The sequence below is a fragment of the Alteromonas sp. R7 genome (assembly GCF_055755235.1).
The window spans coordinates 81997-105915 of the sequence record NZ_JBVTQX010000012.1 but is presented as its reverse complement, the minus strand read 5'-3'; the positions used below and the strand labels follow the sequence as shown (position 1 = coordinate 105915).

General features: G+C 43.9%; 20 protein-coding genes. 13 read left to right on the top strand and 7 right to left on the bottom strand.

The genetic code is table 11. The annotated features are described in order from the left end of the window. Nucleotides 1–7: 7 nt before the first annotated feature. Nucleotides 8–328 (bottom strand): ATP-dependent Clp protease adapter ClpS, encoded by a 321-nt coding sequence (gene clpS, locus AC0J2X_RS17445; RefSeq protein WP_014949331.1) that lies wholly within the window; start codon nt 326–328, stop codon nt 8–10. A 243-nt stretch (nt 329–571) separates the two neighbouring features. On the opposite strand from clpS, the gene cspD reads away from it, so the two are divergent. Further along, nucleotides 572–790, top strand: coding sequence for a cold shock domain-containing protein CspD (gene cspD, locus AC0J2X_RS17440; RefSeq protein ID WP_014949330.1), 219 nt, complete (start codon nt 572–574; stop codon nt 788–790). Between the two features lie 745 nt (nt 791–1535). Here the strand turns inward: cspD and AC0J2X_RS17435 are convergent. Continuing rightward, the gene (locus AC0J2X_RS17435) at nt 1536–3755 is read right to left on the bottom strand and encodes an NADP-dependent isocitrate dehydrogenase (protein WP_472996254.1); all 2220 of its coding nucleotides are present in this window, start codon (nt 3753–3755) and stop codon (nt 1536–1538) included. 513 nt (nt 3756–4268) lie between these two features. Between AC0J2X_RS17435 and AC0J2X_RS17430 the strand changes: the two genes are divergently transcribed. The 7 genes from AC0J2X_RS17430 (at nt 4269) to AC0J2X_RS17400 (ending at nt 11230) form a co-directional block, all read left to right on the top strand. Further along, complete coding sequence (locus AC0J2X_RS17430) at nt 4269–4811, top strand: rRNA large subunit pseudouridine synthase E (protein ID WP_014976399.1); 543 nt, start codon at nt 4269–4271, stop codon at nt 4809–4811. Nucleotides 4812–5164: 353 nt separating this feature from the next. Then, on the top strand, nt 5165–6292 hold the full coding sequence (gene mnmA / locus AC0J2X_RS17425; RefSeq protein ID WP_044556785.1) for a tRNA 2-thiouridine(34) synthase MnmA: 1128 nt from the start codon (nt 5165–5167) through the stop codon (nt 6290–6292). Continuing rightward, complete coding sequence (hflD, locus tag AC0J2X_RS17420) at nt 6292–6918, top strand: high frequency lysogenization protein HflD (protein WP_014949326.1); 627 nt, start codon at nt 6292–6294, stop codon at nt 6916–6918. The genes mnmA and hflD overlap by 1 nt, the downstream gene beginning before the upstream one ends. 13 nt (nt 6919–6931) lie before the next feature. Continuing rightward, nucleotides 6932–8299, top strand: a complete 1368-nt coding sequence (purB, locus tag AC0J2X_RS17415) for an adenylosuccinate lyase (RefSeq protein ID WP_039229483.1) — start codon at nt 6932–6934, stop codon at nt 8297–8299. Between the two features lie 107 nt (nt 8300–8406). Beyond that, nucleotides 8407–9240, top strand: coding sequence for an adenylate/guanylate cyclase domain-containing protein (locus AC0J2X_RS17410; protein ID WP_472996253.1), 834 nt, complete (start codon nt 8407–8409; stop codon nt 9238–9240). Nucleotides 9241–9595: 355 nt separating this feature from the next. Then, a complete protein-coding gene (locus tag AC0J2X_RS17405; RefSeq protein WP_472996252.1) occupies nt 9596–10762 on the top strand; it encodes a cupin domain-containing protein in 1167 nt (388 codons plus the stop codon). Between the two features lie 9 nt (nt 10763–10771). Further along, nucleotides 10772–11230: a GNAT family N-acetyltransferase gene (locus tag AC0J2X_RS17400; protein WP_014949322.1), complete on the top strand. Its 459-nt coding sequence runs from the start codon at nt 10772–10774 to the stop codon at nt 11228–11230. Between the two features lie 47 nt (nt 11231–11277). On the opposite strand, the gene AC0J2X_RS17395 is transcribed toward AC0J2X_RS17400, so the two are convergent. Beyond that, nucleotides 11278–11694 (bottom strand): DUF4826 family protein, encoded by a 417-nt coding sequence (locus AC0J2X_RS17395; RefSeq protein WP_014949321.1) that lies wholly within the window; start codon nt 11692–11694, stop codon nt 11278–11280. Between the two features lie 327 nt (nt 11695–12021). Between AC0J2X_RS17395 and AC0J2X_RS17390 the strand changes: the two genes are divergently transcribed. From AC0J2X_RS17390 to AC0J2X_RS17380, 3 genes are all read left to right on the top strand, one after another. Further along, complete coding sequence (locus tag AC0J2X_RS17390) at nt 12022–12237, top strand: PGPGW domain-containing protein (RefSeq protein WP_061485790.1); 216 nt, start codon at nt 12022–12024, stop codon at nt 12235–12237. Nucleotides 12238–12604: 367 nt separating this feature from the next. Then, nucleotides 12605–13111, top strand: coding sequence for a (2Fe-2S)-binding protein (locus tag AC0J2X_RS17385; protein ID WP_014976393.1), 507 nt, complete (start codon nt 12605–12607; stop codon nt 13109–13111). Then, nucleotides 13108–15369, top strand: a complete 2262-nt coding sequence (locus AC0J2X_RS17380; RefSeq protein WP_374961222.1) for a molybdopterin cofactor-binding domain-containing protein — start codon at nt 13108–13110, stop codon at nt 15367–15369. The genes AC0J2X_RS17385 and AC0J2X_RS17380 overlap by 4 nt, the downstream gene beginning before the upstream one ends. Nucleotides 15370–16091: 722 nt before the next feature. On the opposite strand, the gene AC0J2X_RS17375 is transcribed toward AC0J2X_RS17380, so the two are convergent. Next, complete coding sequence (locus AC0J2X_RS17375; protein ID WP_155279892.1) at nt 16092–16241, bottom strand: hypothetical protein; 150 nt, start codon at nt 16239–16241, stop codon at nt 16092–16094. Between the two features lie 326 nt (nt 16242–16567). Next, entirely contained in the window at nt 16568–18940 is a 2373-nt protein-coding gene (gene ppsA / locus AC0J2X_RS17370; RefSeq protein WP_014949316.1) for a phosphoenolpyruvate synthase, read from the bottom strand. 272 nt (nt 18941–19212) lie between these two features. On the opposite strand from ppsA, the gene ppsR reads away from it, so the two are divergent. After that, nucleotides 19213–20025, top strand: a complete 813-nt coding sequence (ppsR, locus tag AC0J2X_RS17365) for a posphoenolpyruvate synthetase regulatory kinase/phosphorylase PpsR (RefSeq protein ID WP_049586695.1) — start codon at nt 19213–19215, stop codon at nt 20023–20025. A 214-nt stretch (nt 20026–20239) separates the two neighbouring features. Here the strand turns inward: ppsR and AC0J2X_RS17360 are convergent, their stop codons facing one another. After that, on the bottom strand, nt 20240–20953 hold the full coding sequence (locus AC0J2X_RS17360; protein WP_458726679.1) for a diguanylate cyclase: 714 nt from the start codon (nt 20951–20953) through the stop codon (nt 20240–20242). A 301-nt stretch (nt 20954–21254) separates the two neighbouring features. On the opposite strand from AC0J2X_RS17360, the gene AC0J2X_RS17355 reads away from it, so the two are divergent. After that, nucleotides 21255–21719: a hypothetical protein gene (locus AC0J2X_RS17355; protein ID WP_472996251.1), complete on the top strand. Its 465-nt coding sequence runs from the start codon at nt 21255–21257 to the stop codon at nt 21717–21719. An 80-nt stretch (nt 21720–21799) separates the two neighbouring features. On the opposite strand, the gene AC0J2X_RS17350 is transcribed toward AC0J2X_RS17355, so the two are convergent. Beyond that, complete coding sequence (locus tag AC0J2X_RS17350; protein ID WP_472996250.1) at nt 21800–23779, bottom strand: tetratricopeptide repeat-containing sulfotransferase family protein; 1980 nt, start codon at nt 23777–23779, stop codon at nt 21800–21802. Nucleotides 23780–23919 lie beyond the last annotated feature (140 nt).

Genomic DNA, 23919 nt, shown 5'->3' with positions numbered 1-23919 from the left:
AAAAACCTTATGCCTGCTCCATCGTGCACATCAACGGGTGCTGATGTTTGCGTGCGTACTGATTAACCTGCATCACTTTTGTCTCTGCTATCTCAGCAGTAAAAATGCCACACACGGCTTTTCCTTGATAATGAACGGTCAGCATAAGTTGGTTGGCTTTCTCAGCGTCCATATTGAAAAACTGCATGAGTACCTCAATGACAAAATCCATCGGTGTATAGTCGTCATTGTTCAACAACACTTTATACATGGGAGGCGGCTGCGGCTTCTGTCGCTGCGCGTCTTTCTGTTTTTCCTTTTCGATACTAATAGCGTTGTCTTTACTCATAACTTAATAATAGTGGTTTAATGGCACATATGTGTACAAACTTTTGGATAAATTTATTCACATTTGCCCTTGACATAATATGGTTAAAAAATCTACATTTTGTATAGTGGTTTTGAGTATTGCACGTTAGCTACGACATAACTTACTGCGTAGCAGCTACAATCAATACTCTTTCCATCGTGTCTCCGGATCTATAATGGGGGCATATACTCGTGAGTTCAAGGATTAAGAGGAAGTCGAAGTATGGCGGTTGGCAAAGTTAAATGGTTTAACAACGCAAAGGGTTTTGGATTTATCGTTCCTGAGGACGGCGGCGAAGATATTTTCGCGCATTACTCTACGATTCAAATGGAAGGCTACCGTTCGCTAAAAGCGGGTCAAGAAGTAACGTTCGAAGTTCAGCAAGGGCCTAAAGGTCTTCACGCTGAGAACATTGGCTTCAAAGAAGAACCAGAGCGTTAAGAAAAGAATTTTTAAAGCCTGACCTTTTACGTCGGGCTTTTGCTTTTCTTGCCATTCAAAATGTGTAGGTGCAGTAAAGCGCCTGTGCGGATAAGTGCGTTTTAATTTTCCCTACAAAAATAAGCATTACGTTGTCTTAACGTTGTGTATTAAAGTTGCGTAATAGTACAAAGTAAACAATCAACGAGCTTTTTTCCTGTTCCTTTTATCTCCCTCTTATACATTCCTTTCCAAAACATAAGGTATATCGCCCTACCCTTTATTAGCCCTTATACCAGTCCGCGTAGACCATTGCCTACTCAGCTAGGCTTAATACCAGTCCGCATAAATAATTACCCACTCAGCGAGAGTTAAAATGTTCGTAATCGTGGCGTGTTACCGCAGGTATAGTGGATCTACATCAAGGTGACACAACAAAGAGTACGGACATTTTAAACTCGCCCTTCGGGAAGGCCTGGTAAGCTTCCTAGCTTCATTCTGGGAATTTGAAAGGGAACAGCCATTCCTGCATTCCCACGCTTCGCTAGGAAACTTGCCAGCGCCTTCTGAGAGGGCAATTATCTATGCGGATTGGTATAAAATGTTCGTAATCGCGGCGTGTTAGCGCAGGTATAGTGGTTCTACATAAAAAAAGCCCTCTCGTTTGAAGAGAGGGCTTTTAAACGTTGTTTTGAAATAGCTTCTCAGGTTTGAGAATACTATTCTATGCGCTAGACCTTTAAGCCTAACGCATATACACAAAATACTATGCGCCTAAGATAGCTTTTAATGTCTTACTTGGAGACATGGTTGCGAAAAGCTTGTCTTCGTCAGGGTAGTAGTAACCACCAATTTCTTGCGCGCTACCTTGCGTTGCATCAATCTCAGCCAAGATGTCGTCAATTTTCGCAGACAACTCTTCATACACTGGCTTAAATTGCGCAGCTAGATCTGCGTCTTCCGTTTGGTTCGCTACTTCTTCAGCCCAGTATAGACCTAGGTAAACATGGCTACCACGGTTGTCCAACTGACCTGCTTTACGAAGCGGAGACTTACCATTGTTTAGTAGTTTTTCCGTTGCTTTATCAAGTGCAGTAGCAATAACTTTTGCTTTAGTGTTGCTGTGCTTAATAGCAACATCTTCTAGCGATACAGCAAGTGCCAGGAATTCACCGAGTGAGTCCCAACGCAAGTGACCTTCTTCAACGAACTGTTGCACGTGCTTAGGTGCACTACCGCCCGCGCCCGTTTCATAAAGGCCACCACCAGCCATCAACGGAACAATTGATAGCATTTTAGCACTGGTACCAAGCTCTAGGATTGGGAACAAATCAGTAAGGTAATCACGAAGTACGTTACCCGTTACTGAAATGGTATCCAGACCGCGAATTGCACGTTCCATGCTGTAGCGAATAGCGCGTACAGGAGACATAATTTGAATGTCTAGACCGTTGGTATCATGGTCTTGTAGGTACTTTTCAACTTTCTTGATAAGTTGCGCATCGTGAGCACGTTCGTCATCTAGCCAGAATACCGCAGGCATACCAGATTGACGTGAACGCGTTACTGCTAGCTTAACCCAATCTTGAATAGGTGCGTCTTTCACCTGACACATACGCCAGATATCACCTTCTTCAACATCGTGAGAGATAAGAACATTGCCGTCTTGGTCAATAATCGACACAGTACCGTCTGCTTCTAGTTCAAACGTTTTGTCGTGTGAACCGTACTCTTCTGCTTTTTGCGCCATTAGACCAACGTTAGGCACTGTACCCATCGTTGTCGGGTCGAATGCACCATGCGTTTTACAGAAGTTGATAACTTCTTGGTAAATGGTTGCATAAGTACTTTCTGGAATAACTGCTTTAGTGTCGTGCGCCTTTCCATCTGGCCCCCACATTTGACCCGAGTTACGGATCATTGCAGGCATAGAGGCATCAACAATTACGTCACTAGGTACGTGAAGGTTCGAGATACCTTTGTCAGAGTTCACCATCGCCATTGGAGGGCGGTCGGCATAACATGCGTTGATATCTTTTTGAATTTCTGAGCGCTGGCTTTCAGGTAAGCTCGCAATTTTGTCGTAAACGCTACCAAGACCATTGTTAGGGTTAACCCCTAGCTCTTCAAACAAGTCACCCCATTTGTTGAATAGATCTTTGTAAAATACTTTTACACAGTGACCGAATACGATTGGGTGAGACACCTTCATCATGGTCGCTTTTACGTGTAGTGAGAAAAGAATGCCTGTGTTTTTCGCATCTTCAATTTGCTCTTCGAAGAATTCACACAGCGCTTTTTTGCTCATAAACATGCCGTCGATAACTTCGCCAGCTAGCAAATCTACACGCGGTTTAAGGGTTTTCTTGCTGCCATCTTTACCCGTAAATTCGATGCTAACGTGACCGTCTTTTTCCACGGTTACAGACTTCTCACCAGAGTAGAAATCGCCACCGCGCATGTGCGCTACGTGCGAACGAGAAGCTTGAGACCACTCACCCATTGAATGCGGGTGCTTACGGGCATAGTTCTTCACCGCTGTCGGTGCACGACGGTCCGAGTTACCTTCACGTAGCACAGGGTTTACCGCACTGCCTAGTACTTTACCGTAACGCTCACGAATTTCTTCTTCTTCAGCTGTTTTCGGTGAATCAGGGAACGCAGGTACGTTGAAGCCTTTAGCGTTTAATTCTTTGATAGTTGCACGAAGCTGTGGAATTGAGGCACTGATGTTTGGAAGCTTGATGATGTTAGCGTTCGGGTCTTGGGTCATCTCACCCAGTTCAGCTAGCGCGTCTGGCACTCTTTGCTCTTCAGAAAGATACTCAGGGAAATTTGCCAAAACACGTGCAGCAAGTGAAATATCGCTTAGCTCAACGTCGATATCTGCAGCCGCAGCAAACTTCTGGATGATTGGAAGAAGTGAGTAAGTCGCCAGCATTGGCGCTTCATCAGTCTTCGTGTAGATGATCTTAGACTTGGTCATTATATACCTCAATTTTCTCGACAGGGTACTGTCGTCTTTAGTCCATTAGGTCGCAACAACCCGCAACATGTTCATGTCACGCCCACAGTCATTGCGAAACGTATTTGATGTTTTCCACCTTTTGCTTTTATTAAGCACTAGGTCACTTGCTGTTTTCTTCCCTACATATTATTCAATTCCCTATGTTAGCAATATGCATCTCATGGCTTTGCACTCGACTACCTAGTCGTACGCAATTTCGAGATACGATGTATAAGCAAGCCCGCTTATCACTGCTAAAACTGTCTAATAATTATGCAGATGCGCTCTCTTATAAAAATGGGAGCGACCATTAGTATAGGGTCGAAAGTTTGAGTTACAAGTCATACCATTGTCTTAACTCATAAGATCACCGAATTTATCGACAAACTTCATTGAGCAAACCACTATTTGCGGTTGATTTTCCCATGCGAAGCATCGTCATTTGTCGTAAAATCCCCCCCGAAATTTTGAATTTAAACAAGCGGAAGTAATATGTCTTCAAACGCTAAAGTGGTGCTTTTTAATAAGCCCTTTCAAGTTCTTTCTCAATTTACTGATGCAGACGGTAGAGAAACCCTAAAGGACTATATTGATGTTCCCGGTGTGTATGCCGCAGGACGACTCGACAGAGATTCGGAAGGTCTTCTCGTACTCACCAATGACGGAAAGCTTCAGCATAAACTTGCTAACCCAAAAGCTAAAACCAGCAAAACCTATTGGGTGCAAGTTGAAGGTATTATGGACGAAAAAGCAATGCAGGCGCTGCGTGACGGCGTGGAATTAAAAGATGGAATGACTCGCCCCGCTAAAGTAAAGGCCATGGAAGCACCTAGCGTGTGGCCGCGGAATCCGCCCGTACGCTTTAGACAGTCGATCCCTACTAGCTGGGTAGAAATTACCATTACAGAAGGCAGAAACAGACAAGTGCGACGTATGACGGCGCACGTCGGCTACCCCACCCTTCGGCTCATCAGATATCGCGTGGGTAATTGGACCATTGATGGTATTGATAATGGCAGCTACGTTCACTTTTAAAGGCAATTCAATTTCTAATACTTGAAATCACCTTCCTTGACCACACTAAAAGAGGCACCGAAACGTCACGGATTTTTAGCGCTGTTAAAGGTTGCTGTTCATCTATGCATATAGACAATTTTTTACAGCAAAAACCAACGGCCGCTTGGCACATATTTAATTACTTAATCAGATAAGGATTAAATGTGAATTAGCTAACGGAATCTGATAAAATCCGCGACCTCGAAAACGGGCCGATTTGTAAGTGGCTGATTGGTGGTATAGCCCACTGAGTGGGTAAGCGCCTTAGCATATTTATCAACATGTTAATTGGTGACTGATTTAACAAATACGGTTTCTTTTTTATTAATCAAATGAGTGTGCAATCCATAGTGAGTGATATTGAATCTAACGCCAGCAAAAAAGTGATCGTCGGAATGTCCGGCGGTGTCGATTCGTCTGTTTCAGCCTACCTACTCCAACAACAGGGTTATCAGGTTGAAGGTCTTTTCATGAAAAACTGGGAAGAAGACGACAACGATGAATACTGTGCCGCAGCGGAAGATTTAAAAGATGCACAAGCGGTTGCTGACAAACTTGGCATTGAACTGCACACCATTAACTTTGCAGCAGAGTACTGGGATAACGTGTTTGAGTATTTCTTAGAGGAATACAAAGCGGGCCGTACGCCAAACCCAGATATTATGTGCAACAAAGAAATTAAGTTTAAAGCGTTTCTTGAATTTGCAGCAGAAGACCTTGGCGCTGACTACATTGCAACTGGTCATTATGTTCGTCGCCGAGAAGTTGACGGTAAATGGCAAATGCTACGCGGTCTTGATAACAATAAAGACCAGAGCTACTTTCTTTACACGTTAGGCGAAGAGCATGTTGCAAAAACGCTCTTCCCTGTGGGCGACATCGAAAAGCCATTAGTTCGCAAAATTGCCGAGGAGCAAGGTCTTATCACTCACGATAAGAAAGACTCTACCGGGATTTGTTTTATTGGTGAACGCAAATTTAAAGACTTCCTTGCTCGTTACCTTCCAGCTCAGCCTGGCGTTATTGAAACAGCAGAAGGCGAAGAAATTGGCCAACACGAAGGCTTGATGTACCACACGCTAGGTCAACGTAAAGGCTTACACATTGGTGGATTAGCCAAATACGGTGACGACCCTTGGTATGTGGTAGATAAAGATGTTGCTCGCAACGTGCTTATTGTGGGCCAAGGTGCCGACCACCCTCGCCTATACTCGAAAGGCTTGGTAGCAAAGCAGCTACACTGGGTGGATAGAAAAACAATTACAGAGCCTGTGCGCGCGGTAGTTAAAACCCGTTATCGTCAGGCCGATATCCCATGTACAATAACGCCAACTCAAGACGACACCATTGAAGTGATGTTTGATGAGCCGCAGAAGGCGGTAACGCCGGGTCAGTCAGCGGTGTTCTATAGTGACGAAGTTTGCCTTGGCGGCGGTATTATTGAGAGTTATATTCGCTGATGTTAGATACCGACATAGAAAATAACCTAGCTCTTGCTGGTGTATGTCAAGCTGCTGCGCTGGTTCAGCAGCTTGCCAGACGAGGTTCTGCCGATAACGAGGCTATAGAGGCCAGCTTATCGAGCATACTGGTTACTGACCCAGAAACACCTCAACAGGTTTTCGGCCAGCTCGCTAACTTAAAAACCGGTTACACCACACTCGCAGCACAGCTATCTGACAAACAAGCAACAAAAGATACGGAATTAACCCGCTATATTGCTAGTATTCTAGGCCTTGAAAGAAAGCTAGCGAGAAAGCCTAAAGCAATGCAGGAACTGGGCGAACGTATTTCCCATGTTCAGCGCCAGCTTGCTCACATCGATTTCCAAAACCCACAAATAGTCTCCTCCTTAGCGAGCATTTACAGCGATATCATCAGTCCGCTAGCACCGCGTATTCAGGTAGCTGGTAACCCAGATTATTTAAGCCAACCTGCCACTCAGCATAAAGTGCGTGCGCTTTTGCTTGCAGGTGTTAGGGCTGCAGTAATGTGGCGTCAGATGGGTGGAAAACGAAGAAACATTTTATTTAAACGCAAACACATTCTTAACAGTGCTGTTAAAGCACTACGATTAATAAACTAGTGAGGAGCTTAAGGTGGAACTGAGTCAGTTAACTGCAATTTCCCCTGTCGATGGTCGATATGCTGGCAAAAGCGTAGAATTACGCAGTATTTTCAGTGAGTACGGCTTATTAAAATACCGTGTAGAAGTAGAAGTACGTTGGTTACAAATGCTGTCTACTAACCCACAAATTGAAGAAGTTCCTGCTTTTACAGACACGTCAAATGCACTACTAGACAAAATAGTAGCTGAATTTAGTGTTGAAGATGCCATGCGCATCAAAGAAATCGAGCGCACAACAAACCACGATGTGAAAGCGGTTGAATACTTTCTTAAAGAGAAGGTTGCCGACAATAGTGAGCTTTCAGCAGTAAATGAGTTTATCCACTTTGCGTGTACGTCTGAAGACATCAACAACCTTTCACATGGCTTAATGCTTCGCGAAGCCCGCGAGACCGTTATTCTTCCTTACTGTGACAAATTAATTGAAGCGCTAGTAGAGCTTGCTAAGCGCTACCAGAACGTACCTATGATGGCACGTACTCACGGTCAGCCTGCTTCACCTACCACCATGGGTAAAGAAATGGCAAACGTGGCTATTCGCCTAAAGCGTCAGCGTAGCCAAATCGCAGGTGTTGAGTTACTTGGTAAGATTAACGGTGCAGTGGGCAACTACAATGCACACTTGTCAGCGTATAAAGATGTAGATTGGCACGAAGTTTCAGAGAAGTTTGTTACCTCACTAGGTCTAACCTGGAACCCGTTCACTACGCAAATAGAGCCGCATGACTATATTGCAGAAATGTTTGATGCCATTGCGCGCTTTAACACCATTCTTATCGATTTCGACCGTGACGTTTGGGGTTACATTGCACTGGGTCACTTCAAGCAAAAAACGGTAGCTGGCGAAATCGGCTCTTCTACCATGCCACACAAAGTTAACCCTATCGATTTCGAAAATTCAGAAGGTAACTTAGGTCTGGCGAACGCTATTTTTGACCATTTAGCAGCTAAGCTTCCTATCTCTCGCTGGCAACGTGACCTTACTGACTCAACCGTACTACGTAACCTTGGCGTAGGTGTAGGTTATGCGGTTATTGCGTATCAGGCTACTTTGAAAGGTATTAGCAAGTTAGAAGTTAATGAGCAAAGCTTACTTAACGAGCTAAACAACAATTGGGAACTGCTTGCAGAGCCTATTCAAACTGTTATGCGTCGTTACGGTATTGAAAAGCCATACGAGAAGCTAAAAGAGCTGACCCGTGGTAAGAAAGTAAACGCTGAGGTCATTGCTGAGTTTATTGATAACCTAGATATGCCAGAAGCGGCCAAAGCAGAGCTTAAGGCATTAACGCCTGCTACATACATCGGTGATGCAATCAGGCTTGTAGATCAGTTATAAGCCCTTACGCTTTCCACTACACTGAAAAACGCGGTCATTAGTACCGCGTTTTTTTTATTCCTAAATTTCTCTACATTGAATTTTCACATACCCGTGGGAGCAAGCAAATGGATTTACGCAACACGAACCACACTCCTTTCTCATTGCAGGAAAAACACTGTGTTGTACTTTCCCCCACGGTTTCGAAGGTGTTAAGTCCAACGCTAGAAACCAAAAGTAGTGCCGCGAATTTAAAAAACTGTATAAAAAATGCCGTCGTCATTTTTTGTGACCTATCAGGCTTCCAACAACTCTCAGTTAAATATGGCGACATTACATGCGCCAGACTTGTAGATAGCCTGTTTTCTGAATTCGATGTGCTTGCCGCTGATTTACACCTTTCGCCATTAAAAACAAACGGCGATCAATATATTGCGGTTGGTTTTAACGGCGAACACAGTAGTACAACACACTCGCTTTTGAACGCTCTGGTGAACGCCATCGAATTCGCATTTCGCGCTCGCGAGCTTGTAAATAGCAACGACCTTTTAGCTTCATCTTCAAGCCAACTGCGAGTTGGCATTGCGACAGGCTCTTTACTTGCCGGCCAATCTTCTCGCCCGCTTGCAGGCTTTGATATTTGGGGGACTACGGTAAATAGGGCTGCAATGTTAGAGCAATACACAGCACCTAATACAATTGCTATTTGTGAGAAGTCTTACAGCCTGGTTAAACGACAGATTATTCATCGCTCTAGCGCGAGTGCGAATAACCCTTGTTCCTTTAATACGTACTTCACTTGTGGTTCAAATATAAACGCTAACACTGAGCTTTCAACGCGTGAACACGACAAGCGGAAACTCAGTGAGTCAAAAATGTGTGGCGAAAATCGCAAAGAAACCACATTCCTACCAAAACAGCTGCACACGAAAACAATGCTAATGAGCGCATACGTTTGCTAACTCCTGTCTAGCGCATCTGATAACCACCCATGTCATGTAAACATTGAGCTAAAAAGCACGTGATTTCTAAGTTAGATGAATTACACCTGCAGTAACTCGCCGCGAGTACGAACATGTTAAGTTTCGCTGAGTGGGTAATTATCTATGCGAACCGTTATGAATTCGGCTCTCCCTACTGAATCAGGTGAAGCAAATGCAAGGTAGCAATAAACGTTTCAATAATCGATAATGCCGCCCATAAGCTTCAACCTCGCTTTTGACAAAGTGCTAACGCTTACCGCATATTTGTAACGCCACGCACAATACTTAAATCAACAGATTAAACCCATTTAATTGGCTTACTATAAGAGACACTATGCCCACTAACGACAATTCGTACATTATTGATGCACAATCTGGAAACGGCTTTAATGCAGAAACCTTTCTAAAAAACTACTGGCAGCAAAAGCCGGTAGTCATCAAACACTTCTTTGACAACTTTGTAGATCCTATCGATGAGAACGATCTTGCCGGTCTAGCACAAGAATCGGAAGTGGATGCACGTATTATTAGCAACGTGAAAGGCAGCTGGCATGTTGAACAAGGGCCAATTACCGATTTTGACAAAGCATGTCATGGCAAATGGACATTACTAGTTCAAGGCGTAGATAAATATGTGCCCGACGTAACCCCTCTACTAGATCCCTTTTCTTTTATCCCTAATTGGCGATTGGACGACCTGATGGTGAGCTTCGCCACCAATGGTGCAGGCGTTGGTGCTCACATCGACCAATATGATGTATTTTTAGTTCAAGGTAAGGGCCGAAGACGCTGGCGTGTGGGCAAGCCGGCGGACTATAAAGAAGTTTTTCCACACCCAAAATTAAGACAAATTGAAGGCTTCGACCCTGTTATAGATGTTGTGGTTGAGCCTGGCGATGTGGTGTACGTACCACCGGGCTGGCCTCATGATGGAGCGACAATTGAAGATAGCCTCACCTACTCTGTGGGTTATCGTGCTCCGGACAATCTGCAACTAGCGGAAAGCCTGGCTATGATGTTGGATAAAGGCGCACATAATTATCGCTTTACCGATGCAAGCCGCTCTATGCAAAGCAATCGTGCTTGGGTAAATCCAAGCGATGTTGCCTTTCTTAAGCAGCAGCTCATAGATGCGATAAACGGTGAAGACTTTACTTTGGCACTTCTAGAAGCCATGAGTGAACAAGGCATTGCTGAATATCCGCTAGAAAATGAAGTATCGTTAGAGCAAATTTCAAATGAGTTTGCCGCAGGCATTAGCTTTGTTCCTGCACCGGGTGTGCGTGCATTACTATGTGACGGTAAGCGTGGTCTTCCTCGCGCACTCTTTGTAAATGGCAGTCAGTTCGAATTTGGCAAAAGTGACCAAGAATGGTTTGAAGTGCTGGCATCAGGAGGCGTTTTGAACGCAACGTGTTGCCAAGACGCGCCTTCTTTTACATTTTTAGAAACCTTAACTACACTTATCAATAATGGTTACTGGGAATGGTTCGAAGGTTAACAGGTAAGTATGGCGTTTACGATACAAAACGTCGATTGGGAAAAGGATAAACATCGACTGAAAGCACTAAGGGAACATGTATTTGTTTTAGAGTGGCGCGTCCCCGAGGCAAGCGAGTTCGACGAACACGACAGTTCGGCGTGCCATGTGCTTATCGTCAATGATGAAAACGAACCCATTGCCACTGGGCGCTTAACCAAACGAGGCGAACTAGGCCGAATTGCTGTTAAGCGCTGCCACAGAACATTGCCTGTTTATCGCGCTTTGTTTGAAGCGCTGATTAACACGGCAAAGCAAAACAACGTCCCCATTATCAAAGTAGTCTGCAATTTAGAAAGCGTGTCCTATCACCAATCCATTGGTTTTATTCCCGACGGGCAAGTATTTATGGACGCAGGCGTTCCAAGACAGCGCCTAAAATGTCCGGCAGAGCGATTTCCTCTTCCGGACGTGACTCAACTTCATTAAGCTATGTATTTACAAAACGTCTCACTAATACAGGCTATTGCCTGGAATTAGTTCCAAAGATCTGGCGCGTTCTGCATGGCAAACAAGCTTTCAGCACGATTAATTAGTAAAGCACCAAACGCCTTTTGAGTATCGTCTGCGCCCTCTGCATTAATGAGATTTTCTGCTTTCAACTGCCAATGCATAGCAAAGTGACGCAGTACGTCCTTGGCGTCTTTGGCGTTATCGACTGATGTGTAATCAGAAGGTAAATCACCACTAATAACCCAATAGCGTTTACTGTCCATTGCTCTAATTTTCCAAACTGCAAGGTACGGCATTAAATAACGACTTTCTTCGGTAATAACAGAATCAAACAACACGCCATTTTCCGCTAAAAATTTGTTTGCCTTTTGAAACTGTTCTCGTACCCACGTTGCGCGTTCTTCATCACTGATTGGTTGGTTTTCTGGTTGTTCTGCCATTTTTACTCTCATTATTATCGTTATCTGTTCTTACTAGTACTGCTACTTGATACCCATGTCTCAGTTACCTTCTAGGCAGTTTTGCCACTAGTTCGTAGCGTACGCCTTTTTTATCTTTGTACTTTATTTCATCCCTGCTTTCCACCGCAATTAGGGCATTGTGCCCACCGAAGGTGTTAACCGCTTACTTATTCGACAATCTTTAAGAATACCCAACACCCAGTTATTCAAAGATCGGGCACAAACATTTACATTTTTCATATTGGCAAATGTGCATCTTTGGGCGAAACTGTGAGATGAAAACTTCACCAAGCCGAGTGTTTATACATGCGAATAGTAAGAATTACCCTTGGAGCAATCTTGTTTATCGGCGGTATTGTTCTAACATTACTTCCGGGCTCTATCTTGTTAGTGATAGGCGGTTTAGTGCTCTTAAGTTACGACTGGCCAAAAGCGCGAAGCTGGCTCAAATACAGCCAAAAAACAATGACGAGTGGTGCCCGTAGAATTGATCGTTTTCTTCTTATGCGAAAGCTGCGTTAATTGTTTTTGTTCTAACAGGTGTGCTTTTAGAAAGTTGAGCACGCCATAACGCATAGTGCGTTTCGCCCCCCTCTTCATCTCTCACCACTTTGTCGCAAAGTGTTAGCAATTAAACTTATGTAAATGCGTAATGATGCAATGCGTGTTAACGTAAACTAAAGTATAAATTGCGAAGCCTTTAACAATAATAATAGTGGCAATTATCTGAGCATGCTCAGCATCTTAGATAGTTCGTATCATCAGGCAATGTAACCGTATCGATATGATTTTGTGCAATGCGTTGACCCCGCATTGCGCTGCTTGGGTAGGCCAGATTTAAACAATCTGGTCCAAGTCATATCTTTCGCTTACCTATGGAGACAAGACCATGATCACGTTTACCGTTAATGGTAACAAACACGAATTTTCTGGTGACCCATCAACACCAGTGTTGTGGTACCTTCGTGACGAATTAAATCTTACAGGACCTAAGTTTGGCTGTGGTATGGCGCAATGTGGCGCTTGTACTGTTCACATTGATGGCATGGCACAACGCTCTTGCGTATTGCCTGTATCAGCCGTTCAAGGCAGAAAAATTACCACTATTGAAGGGCTAAGCGAAAATGGCGATCACCCTGTCCAAAAAGCGTGGGTAGAACACAAAGTACCACAATGTGGTTTCTGTCAATGTGGGCAAATCATGCAAGCTGCCAGTCTATTATCAACCAACCCAACGCCAAGTGACGAAGAAATTGTTCAGAATATGTCGGGCAACATCTGTCGTTGCGGCACGTACCCTCGCATTCACAAGGCCATTAAGTCTGCGTCGAAATCAATAAGCAGCAACGCTGGCGTTAGCTACTTTGACCCAACCCAAGCGGGAGAAGAAGCATGAGTGAGAATACCTATTTTGATATGAATCGCCGCAGTTTCTTAAAATCGACAGCAGCGGCGGGTGCACTGGTTCTTGGTACCTATTTTATGGGTGGTGCACCTCGCGCCATGGCTGGCGTATTAGCAAAGCCAGCGGAAAACGCAAAGCGCGCAAACTTGTTCATTGCACTTCGCCCTGACGGCATGGTTGAAGTAACGTGTCACCGCAGCGAAATGGGTCAACAGATCCGAACCGCCATTGCGCAAATTGTAGCTGACGAGATGGAAGCTGCGTGGGACAAAGTCATTGTTATTCAAGGCAAAGGCGACCCCAAATACGGTGACCAAAACACCGATGGCTCGCGTAGTATCCGCTTCAATATGCAGCGTCTTCGAGAAATGGGCGCAAGCGTGCGTTATATGATGCAACATGCAGCAGCTAAGCGTTGGGGTGTTGAGCCAAGTACCTGTGTTGCCGAGCAGCATGTGGTAACACACACTTCAGGTAAAACGCTTGCTTATAAAGACTTAGTAGACGATGCATTAACCATTACGCCGCCAGAAGCAGATAAGCTTAAGCTTAAAGAAAGGAAAGAATGGCGTTACATCAATACCGGTATGGCGCATATCGACCTTCAAGATATCGTTACCGGTAAAGCAACCTTCGCCGCCGACGTGCGCGAGCCAAAAGCACTTGTTGCTATAATCGAACGCCCACCTGTAGTGGGCGGTAAGATGAAAAGCTTCAATGCAGATAAAGCAAAAGCGGTTAATGGCGTTGTTGATGTAATTGAAATTCCAGCGCCAAAAGGTGCGCCTCAGTTCCAACCAAAAGGTGGGCTAGCCATTATAGCTAACAACACATGGGCAGCATGGCAAGGCCGCAAAGCATTAGACGTCACCTGGGACGATGGCGCAAATGGCGACTATAACTCAGCGAACTTTAAAGAGCAGTTGCTTAACACAGTAAATGCACCTCAAGCGCTTGTTAGAGAAAAAGGCGATGCGTTGAGCGTTTTAGAAAAAGCCAGCGACAAACTGGTTGCTGACTATTACGTGCCGCATTTAGCACAAGCCCCAATGGAGCCACCATGTGCTACTGCCATGTACTATAAAGATCGCGTTGACGTATGGGCAGCAACACAAAATCCGCAGGCTGATATGGAAACCGTGGGCGCTATGGTTGGCATGGACAAAGAAAAAATCAATGTTCACGTTACCATGCTAGGTGGTGCTTTCGGGCGTAAGTCTAAGCCTGACTTTTCAGCGGAAGCAGCATTCCTATCAATGAAAACGGGCAAACCAATTCGCGTTCAATGGACACGTGAAGATGATATTCAGCACGGTTTCTATCACGCGGTTTCCGCTCAACATGTTGAAGCTGCACTTGATGAAAACGGTAAAATTGACGCTTATCTTCACAGAACCGCGTTTTCACCTATTGCCTCTACGTTCCAAGAGGGCGCGAACGCACCCTTTAGCTTTGAGTTAGATTTGGGCTTTACGGATAACCCTATTCTTACGCCCAACATGAAGTTAGAGCGCGGTGAAGCGCCAGCCAAAGCCCGTATTGGATGGATGCGTTCAGTATCGAACATCTTTCACGCGTTTGCTGTACAGTCGTTTATTAATGAAGCAGCCCACAAAGCAGGCAAAGACGCTAAAGATTACCTATTGGAAGTAATTGGTCCTGATAGAATTATTGATGTGACGGATCAAAAAGCCGAATATCAAAACTATTGGGGTGATAAGTCGGTTTATCCTTTGGATACAGGTCGTCTTCGCAATGTAATTGAGAAAGTATCTGACATGGCAGGCTGGGGCCGCAACATGCCTAAAGGCCGCGGACTGGGTATTGCTGCGCACCGTAGCTTTTTAACTTACGTTGCTACTGTGGTTGAAGTTGAGGTGTCTGACGCTGGCGATCTTAGCGTGATTAAATCATGGGTAGCGATTGATGCAGGTACTGTAGTTAACACCGATACGGTTAAAAACCAAACCCAAGGCGGCTCGGTTTACGGTATCACAACAGCAATCAGTGACGGTATAACGTTTGATAAAGGGCGTGTACAGCAGAGTAACTTCCACAACTACCGTGTACCGCGCATGAGCGATTCACCACTAGAGGTAGAAGTTGAAGTAATTGAAAGCGATGCGCCGCCAGCAGGTGTAGGTGAACCTGCAACCCCCGTGTATGCGCCAGCGCTGTGCAATGCCATTTTTGCTGCATGCGGTAAGCGTATTCGCCAGCTACCTATTGGTAACCAGCTTAAAGCGTAAGCATTCTATAGATTCGGCTTAATCGCTGGTTTGATGAATAAATACTAACGCTATTTAAGACAGGCAATCATATCAAAAAGGGTTAACACACACTGTGTTAACCCTTTTTTATGGATGTATGCTGTATTCGAGTGTGTCTCAATAGTAGCGAAAAAACGAATTGCTTTATGAATAATAGAAAAGACTATATAAGTTATAGATACTTAGGCAAAAACACGCTATCGAGATAACAACGCAAGCAACAAAAAGGTGAATAAAAACACCATAACTTGCATAGGCGAAAACTGCACATATCAGACCAATAGTGAATTCAACCAGCGCAGCTTCACAGAACGTTCTGATGTTACTGATTACAGGTTGTGCAAAAAACTTAAATTTATAAGCCATCTTAGTTTCCCTCCCTGCCTCATGCATACTGTTAGCCAAACGTTATTTACAATAGCACACTAATCCAACCGGACATAATTTAACCAAGTAATATAAGAAGGTCTTGAGTTTTGTTGCACATCAAAAAGGCGAAAAAACCTAGTCATTAGCATATTCGCCATTTCCAACTAACTAAGCCATTGCTTAAGAGCAGCAAACAACCATTAGAGACAAAAAAGGAGGCCAACATGACCTCCTTTCATTCAAACTGTAAATCAACCTGTAACCTTACAATTAGAAGGAAAACACTTTCAGTGTTTGACGGTTAATTCCCGCCTTATTCTAACAGGTTATTCTTACTCGTAGTTGCGTTCCATCCACATTAACTGCATTTTAAGCTCGTTAATTTCTTTTTGCGCTTCCGCCAACTGCTCTACCACAGAGCGTGATTGCATAACGTTTTCTTCGGAAGTATTTACTGAAACTGCGCTGTCATTATGTGCCATGAGAATTCAACCAAGTTAATTATTAATCAAAGATTCAAAGTGAAAGTCACTTTGTAATATTACATTTTTAATTACACAAAGTCATGTTTTCAACACGCAAAAATGCATAGTTTTGCTAAATAACCACAGTTTTTTTAAGGAATGAAACACGAGCAAAGATTTGCTTCTAGATGAGTGGCCATCACTTTAAGTTGCCTAACAAAAAAAGAGACCTTATGGTCTCTTTTTCAATAATATCAAAGCGATAACGTCGTGAAATAACACGACGTTAGATGGAAAACTAGATAATTCTGACCCTATCTCGCCTTCACATCCGAGCTACGTAATTAGCCGTGCTTTTCAGCCAGGTAAAGCCAGGTTTCAACCACGGTATCAGGGTTAAGTGATACCGAATCAATCCCTTCTTGTACCAGCCACGCGGCGAAGTCTTCGTGATCTGATGGACCTTGACCACAAATGCCCACGTATTTTCCACGCTTCTTCGCTGCCTGAATTGCCATTGACAACAGTGCTTTGACCGCTTCATCACGTTCATCAAACAAGTGCGCGATAAGACCACTGTCGCGATCTAGACCTAGGGTTAACTGCGTTAAGTCGTTAGACCCAATAGAGAAACCGTCGAAAATGTCTAGGAACTTATCAGCAAGCAAAGCGTTTGATGGCAGTTCACACATCATGATAACGCGAAGGCCATTTTCACCTTTCTTAAGTCCCTGCTCTTCAAGAAGCTCGATAACTTGACGACCTTCTTCTAATGTACGAACAAACGGGATCATGATCTCAACATTGGTCAAGCCCATTTTGTTGCGAACGCGCTTTATGGCTTCACATTCAAGGGCAAAACAATCGCGGAAATCTTCAGAGATGTAGCGGCTTGCACCACGGAAACCCAACATTGGGTTTTCTTCGTCTGGCTCGTATTGATAACCGCCCACTAAGTTGAAGTATTCGTTCGATTTGAAATCTGACATACGAACAATAACTTTCTCTGGCGAGAATGCAGCGCCAATGGTTGAAATACCTTCCACCAATTTCTCGATGTAGTATTCCGTAGGCGACTCGTAGCCTGCAATCATATCGCTAATTTCTTCTTTCAACTCTTCAGGCTGGCTGTCGAAATTAAGTAGTGCTTTAGGGTGCACACCAATCATGCGGTTGATAATAAACTCAAGACGCGCAAGACCAACACCTGCGTTTGGCAAGCGAGCAAAATCAAATGCGCGGTCGGGGTTACCCACGTTCATCATGACTTTCAGCGGTAGGTCAGGCATTGCGTCAATGCGTGACGTCACTACATCGAACTCTAGTTCGTCACCGTAGATAAAACCGGTGTCACCTTCAGCACAAGACACAGTAATTTTGTCGCCATTCTTGATACTGTCAGTCGCGTTACCACAACCAACCACAGCTGGAATGCCCAACTCACGCGCGATGATTGCCGCGTGACACGTACGGCCACCGCGGTTGGTAACAATAGCAGAAGCCTTCTTCATGATAGGTTCCCAGTCAGGGTCTGTCATGTCAGTTACCAGAACATCACCAGCCTGGATTTTGTCCATCTCTTCAATTGAATCAAGCACTTTCGCTACACCAGCACCGATTTTGTGACCAATTGCACGGCCTTCACAAACAATGTTGCTTTGACCTTTCAACTGGAATCGCTCGATGCTCTGTGAGTCTTCACGGCTGCGTACCGTTTCAGGGCGAGCCTGAACAATGTATAGTTTACCGTCTGCGCCATCTTTTGCCCACTCGATGTCCATAGGACGCTTGTAGTGGTTTTCAATGATCTGCGCCTGTTTAGCAAGCTCCATTACTTCGTCATCAGTTAACGAGAAGGTTTTGCTGTCAGCTGCATCAATATCGACAATAGACACTTGCTTACCGTGTGCTTCATCATCTGAGTACACCATTTTAGTCAGCTTACTACCAAGGTTACGACGAACGATAGCAGGCAAGCCTTTATCAAGTGTTGGTTTGTGAACATAGAATTCATCAGGGTTAACCGCACCCTGCACCACCATTTCACCTAAACCAAATGAGCTGGTAATAAATACAACGTCTTCAAAGCCAGACTCTGTATCGATAGTAAACATAACGCCCGATGATGCGATATCACTACGCACCATGCGTTGAATGCCTGCAGATAGCGCCACGCCTTTGTGGTCGTACCCTTGGTGAACGCGATATGAAATAGCGCGGTCGTTAAATAGCGATGCGAACACGTGCTTAATTGCCACAAGCACGGCTTCATAGCCTTTAACGTTTAGGAAAGTCTCTTGTTGACCTGCGAAAGACGCATCAGGCATATCTTCAGCCGTGGCTGATGAACGCACTGCAAATGACGCTTCTTCACCTGCATCACCCTGTAATGTGACAAACGCAGTTTTGATTTCTTCTTCTAACTTTCCTTGGAAAGGTGTGTCGATGATCCACTGGCGGATATTCTTACCCGCTTCGGTCAGTGCGTTTACGTCATCTACGTCTAACGAGTCTAAGACTTCGTGGATACGCGCTTCTAGGCCACTTTGCTCTAGAAACTCATTAAATGCCTCGGCGGTGGTAGCAAAACCTCCCGGCACCTGCACACCGGCGTTCGCCAGGTTTGAAATCATCTCGCCTAATGATGCATTTTTGCCGCCTACGCGACCCACATCATGCATGCCCAGTTCTTGATACCAAAGTACGTATTCTTGCACAGCCCAAGCCTCCAGCTTTTTTATGTGTAGGGTATGAGGTTAATTTCAGGTTTGTGCTTTTTGTCACCTGAAACTCATCAAATTGTAGTCGATATGTGGTGAAAACCACTGTTAACGCTGTCCATTACGTTTGACAGCAAACCTATTGATATTTGCCATCATTCACAAGAACCGTGTAGCTTTTCGACGAAATCATCTTAGAATGGGGAAATTCAGAATGTAAACCCTTTATTACTTTTGTAATAAAATTACACCAATGTTAAGGATATGTTGTGCGCACAGCTTTTTATATTTCAGATGGTACAGCCATCACTGCAGAGGTCTTCGGCCACGCCCTGCTTTCCCTGTTTCCCGTTTCTTTCAATCACAACACCATTCCTTTCGTTGAAACTGAGGAACAAGCTCACAAAGTTTTACAGCAAATTTCTGAAAGTTTTCAAGACACCGGAGAAAGGCCGCTCGTTTTTTATACAATTGTGAATGTAGATATTCGCAAAATAATCTCGAAATCTGTGGGCATTAACTATAATTTTCTCGATCAATTCGTAGCGCCACTGGAAAAAGTATTGGGTGTTCCTTCAAAACCAGAAAAACATCGTACACACAGTATCCACGAAACCACCTACGATATTAGAATTGAGGCCGTAAACTACGCACTGGCTAATGACGATGGCTCTAATCTAAAAGATTACGATGAAGCAGACATCATTCTTACTGGTGTTTCACGTTCGGGTAAAACGCCAACAAGTCTTTACTTAGCCCTTCAATACGGAATAAAAGCAGCGAACTACCCTTTTACAGAAGAAGACATGGGCGACATGCTTAAGCTTCCCCCTGCCCTACGCAGGTTCAAACATAAGCTTTTTGGGCTAACGATTGCAGCGGATAGACTCCATCAAATACGTTCAGAGCGCCGTGCAAACAGCAAATATGCATCGCTGCCACAATGTCGAATGGAACTGCGTGAAGTAGAAAACTTGTATAGAAAGGAAAAAATCCCGTTTTTAAATAGCACTAAGTACTCGATTGAAGAGATCTCAGCAAAAATATTGGCAGAGACGGGGCTCAAACGTCGTAAGTACTAAGCGGGCTTTTAAGTATTCAGTAACTTTGTACGAAGCTGCCATATTTACCCGCTGTATTTTATACAACACTTTTTATGTCGCGGTGGTGCCTTTAACTATGTAAAGCGACAAGGCACCACATTACCTAGATTCTGGTCAAGTTTAGGCTAACTAGGCGATAGTAGCTCTAGTATTTGCGGTCTCGCTTGCCCTTTTATTATTTACTATTGAAGCGTCATTTCTTGTTGCTTTCTACCAATTCTTCAAGCGCTACACCTGGGTCTTCTTCACCTGCAACAGATGATGCATAAGGGCTCGCAGCTTCTGCATCCTGATGTGAAACGTCCGCTTCACTATTGGATTGGTTTTCTTCATCTGAAGACAGCGTCATCTTTTCCTGTGAACTTTTTTCTTTTGCTTTCATACCTCTTATCAACTCCTCTATATAAGGTAAAAACTCTAAAACGGTAGCAACGGCGATAACTGATAGTAAATACCATGTTGGAAGGGGCTCTTGCTTAAACCGCAGACCAAAATCAGCAGGACTTTCACCCAGTCCGAATAACGCTATAAAATGAGACCAATGTCTGGCAATTACTAGAATTAATGCGAGCAGCGGTATCATTTCCAAAAAGCTGTGCACATGTTGCTCAATAGGCCCCACTCTTCTTTTCGATACCGCGTAGCTAACGTCCCACAGTGCTGTTATTTCATGTAAGAAGAAAAACAAAATACCTGCAGCAATAATTAAGCTATTCACCTCAAAGAGGAGGACCATAAAAAGAGGAATTCCTACCTCTAAAAACATCAATAGATGAATTAAGGACTCCTTCGGCCCCGCGGTAGCAGCAATATTACTGCTGCGGTGGCAAAACCAGTCGACTATCCCTGCTGTGAACCACAGCGGTATAATGAAATACATCAATATTAGCTGTGTAACGTCATTCATGACTAAACCTTCCACATTAAGTCTAAGCATTACAGATGTAAGAGCTTTTAAACTCGACATCAGATAACGTTGTAACGTTGAAAACAGAAGATTAGATTAAGAATGATTAACATTTTTTAATGTCTAATAGATAAGAGGTTTTCTTATTGGAAAAGTTGGAGTTATGCAGTCGACAGGTCGTAGCGCTTACTGATAGAAAATGACTATCACGGATAAACAGTTACAATTCATTAATTTATCGATATTGCAAACAAACCAAATGATACAATATAACATTACACATTATCTCAGGAGAAATAACATGTTCACAGAAGAAATGGTTCATACCGCACTACAAACTTGGTGCGACAATGTAGTAGCGGTAGGTAAAGTGCACGCTGAAGGTGGCGATGTAAAAGCATTCGCTTCACAAGTGCTGTCAGATAACTACGACTACGATAATGGAAAAGTACTCTTTAAACCTACGCTTACTTTTGGCTCTCAAACATTTCGCCCAACAAAAGAAGGCGCTTTATCTTATTTCGTAGGCGGTAATAGCGACTATCCAAACGACAATGGCTTTAAATTAAAGCCATGGGTGAAGGTTTGGTATAGCAAAGAAGACTTTATCTTAAACGGTGAGCTTGCCATTGTTCAGTGTAACGTAAACTTTATCGGCGAAGACGGCAGCCATATTTTTGTAAACAAGAGCTTTGTTTTCAAACAATGTGAAGACGGAAAAATTCGCATTATCCTTCATCAATCTTCGCTTCCGTATCAGCCTTAAAAGGTAGTTGAAACGTTTTAACTAATTAAAAAAGAGTCATGGCTTAAAGACAGCCATGACTCTTCATTTTTGGCTATCCATTAATTATCTGTCTTTGAGGTGTCTCTGCTTAGTGCTTGTTTAAGCTCAGCTAAATAGTTTTCAAAAGGCTTCCACTGCCCCATCCCTGTTTTGTATATAGGTTGGCGAACCTGTTCAGAGCTTGGCGTCTTTATCACCCGTTTGGTTTGGTGAAATGCTAAGCATGCTTCTTCAAAATCTAACCCACAAAAATCTAGAATGCGTTTAACTTGCCCTTCCAAATCATCCAGAACATCTTCGTGCTGTACAGTAAGAATTTCCCTAGGCAATACACTATGCCAATAATCCATAAGCTGTTCATAAGCATTATAGTAACGGCCAATATCGTCAAGCGAATAGCTGAACTCTTGCCCCTCACCGAATAGCTGTTTAAAGCCACTAAAACAGCAGTCCATTGGGTTTCTGCGTGCATCAATAATTTTGGCGTTAGGCAGTATCTTTTTAATTAAGCCTATGTGAATGAAGTTATTGGGCATTTTATCAATGAAAAATGCCGCGCCCTGTCGGTAAGCTTTAGTTTGCTCAATATAACGGGCACCAAGCTTTTCAAGGGTTGCACTGTCTAGTTCGCTAACGTTAAACGGATAAGGTGTTTTTTGATGACTTAATGAGGAAGCAATGCCTAATATATCGTGTAGCTCCATGGTGCCGTCTACGTGCGAATGTGACGCGAGGATTTGCTCTAATAATGTCGAACCAGCGCGGGGCAAGCCCACAATAAAAATAGGATCTGGCGCGTGGCAACCCTGTGTATTTTTGAAATCGTCTTGACTAAAAGCCTGTTGCTGAGCATCTAATGCTTGCTCGGTTTTCCCAATATCGAATTGAAGCGTACTGCGTTTAAGCGCATTACCTTGCTGGTAATACGCAAAGGCCTTGTCATACTGAGCGTTATCTTCAAACCCTTTTCCGAGCGCAAAACAAATATGAATTTTATCGTCTAAGTTAATTGCATCATTGCTGGCTTGCTCAGTCATTTGCTTAAGCATCTTGTCACTAAACTTATACGTCTTCGTATTCGCCAAGCTCCAATAGGCATCGCCATAGTCGCGGGCAAAACCTACCGCTTTTTCGTAAGCGTTAACCGCATCGGCAGTATCGCCTTTGGCTTTTAGTGCATGACCCAACGACACCCAAACTTTAGGTCTATCTGGCGTTTGTTCTAGTACGCCATGGTAAATATCTATCGCTTCATCTAATTGCCCTACACCAACAAGCGCATGGGCAAGACTGGTTTTAATAACAAAGCTGTCTGGGCTTTTTGAGAGTCTTTGTCGCGCAACGTTTACGGCCTCGGGAAACTTACCCAACTTTGAAAGCACGTTTTGATACGCTAGCGCCGCTCGCTCGTTGTCCGGGTATAATTCCACACAACTTTCCAACAAAAATTCTGCATCACTGTACACCTTCAACTGCATACCAATCTCAGCCAACAACATCATAGCTTCAGGGTGATGCTTTTGTTTAGCCAAAAATTGGCGGCACACTTGCTCTGCCGCAGCGAACTGCTTTTCGTACATAAGGTCGTAGGCACCCAGAATTGGCGGAGGAAGAGACTGCAAATGCGCAATCTGATTTGATGCCATTTGTTCAGCGGTAGCGTCGCGATGATTTTGATAGATTAAGAGCAGCTTTTTCCAACTGCTTATAAGAGCGGGGTTAAAATGCGTTGCTTTAAAGAACGCACTTGCTGCGTTTTGCTGGTCTCCCACAGCTTCATGACAGTATGCAAGCTCTTGGTATCCCCTGCCGTAATCTGGGCGAAGAGATAGAAGAGTGTCGATAGCCTTAAAAGCATCGCTATGTTGGTTCGAGAGCCTGTAAGTGACAGCGGCCAAATAAAGTACTTCTGCTTTTTGCTGCTCATTTACCGACAAGGACAATAAATCTTGAATATACGATTTCGCAGTTGATAACTGACCGCGTTGAAGCGCTTGCTTAATAGCGCGAACTTGATTTTGAAAATCTTCTGTTGTCATAGCCTTCGTTATAATTCTTGGTAGCGCAGGTGATAATTGGCGAGAGCCAAAAGGGTATGTATTTAATACTACCGAATTTTTCTAAGATAAGTAATGAAAACGGCAGGCCTAGGCCTGCCGTTTAATGCACTGTGTACAAT

What these genes read in the sequence shown, in the direction of transcription:
- clpS (WP_014949331.1), bottom strand. Translation starts at nt 328, where the DNA reads ATGAGTAAAGACAACGCTATTAGTATCGAAAAGGAAAAACAGAAAGAC.
- cspD (WP_014949330.1), top strand. Translation starts at nt 572, where the DNA reads ATGGCGGTTGGCAAAGTTAAATGGTTTAACAACGCAAAGGGTTTTGGA.
- AC0J2X_RS17435 (WP_472996254.1), bottom strand. Translation starts at nt 3,755, where the DNA reads ATGACCAAGTCTAAGATCATCTACACGAAGACTGATGAAGCGCCAATG.
- AC0J2X_RS17430 (WP_014976399.1), top strand. Translation starts at nt 4,269, where the DNA reads ATGTCTTCAAACGCTAAAGTGGTGCTTTTTAATAAGCCCTTTCAAGTT.
- mnmA (WP_044556785.1), top strand. Translation starts at nt 5,165, where the DNA reads ATGAGTGTGCAATCCATAGTGAGTGATATTGAATCTAACGCCAGCAAA.
- hflD (WP_014949326.1), top strand. Translation starts at nt 6,292, where the DNA reads ATGTTAGATACCGACATAGAAAATAACCTAGCTCTTGCTGGTGTATGT.
- AC0J2X_RS17410 (WP_472996253.1), top strand. Translation starts at nt 8,407, where the DNA reads ATGGATTTACGCAACACGAACCACACTCCTTTCTCATTGCAGGAAAAA.
- AC0J2X_RS17405 (WP_472996252.1), top strand. Translation starts at nt 9,596, where the DNA reads ATGCCCACTAACGACAATTCGTACATTATTGATGCACAATCTGGAAAC.
- AC0J2X_RS17400 (WP_014949322.1), top strand. Translation starts at nt 10,772, where the DNA reads ATGGCGTTTACGATACAAAACGTCGATTGGGAAAAGGATAAACATCGA.
- AC0J2X_RS17395 (WP_014949321.1), bottom strand. Translation starts at nt 11,694, where the DNA reads ATGGCAGAACAACCAGAAAACCAACCAATCAGTGATGAAGAACGCGCA.
- AC0J2X_RS17390 (WP_061485790.1), top strand. Translation starts at nt 12,022, where the DNA reads ATGCGAATAGTAAGAATTACCCTTGGAGCAATCTTGTTTATCGGCGGT.
- AC0J2X_RS17385 (WP_014976393.1), top strand. Translation starts at nt 12,605, where the DNA reads ATGATCACGTTTACCGTTAATGGTAACAAACACGAATTTTCTGGTGAC.
- AC0J2X_RS17380 (WP_374961222.1), top strand. Translation starts at nt 13,108, where the DNA reads ATGAGTGAGAATACCTATTTTGATATGAATCGCCGCAGTTTCTTAAAA.
- AC0J2X_RS17375 (WP_155279892.1), bottom strand. Translation starts at nt 16,241, where the DNA reads ATGGCACATAATGACAGCGCAGTTTCAGTAAATACTTCCGAAGAAAAC.
- AC0J2X_RS17360 (WP_458726679.1), bottom strand. Translation starts at nt 20,953, where the DNA reads ATGAATGACGTTACACAGCTAATATTGATGTATTTCATTATACCGCTG.
- AC0J2X_RS17355 (WP_472996251.1), top strand. Translation starts at nt 21,255, where the DNA reads ATGTTCACAGAAGAAATGGTTCATACCGCACTACAAACTTGGTGCGAC.
- AC0J2X_RS17350 (WP_472996250.1), bottom strand. Translation starts at nt 23,779, where the DNA reads ATGACAACAGAAGATTTTCAAAATCAAGTTCGCGCTATTAAGCAAGCG.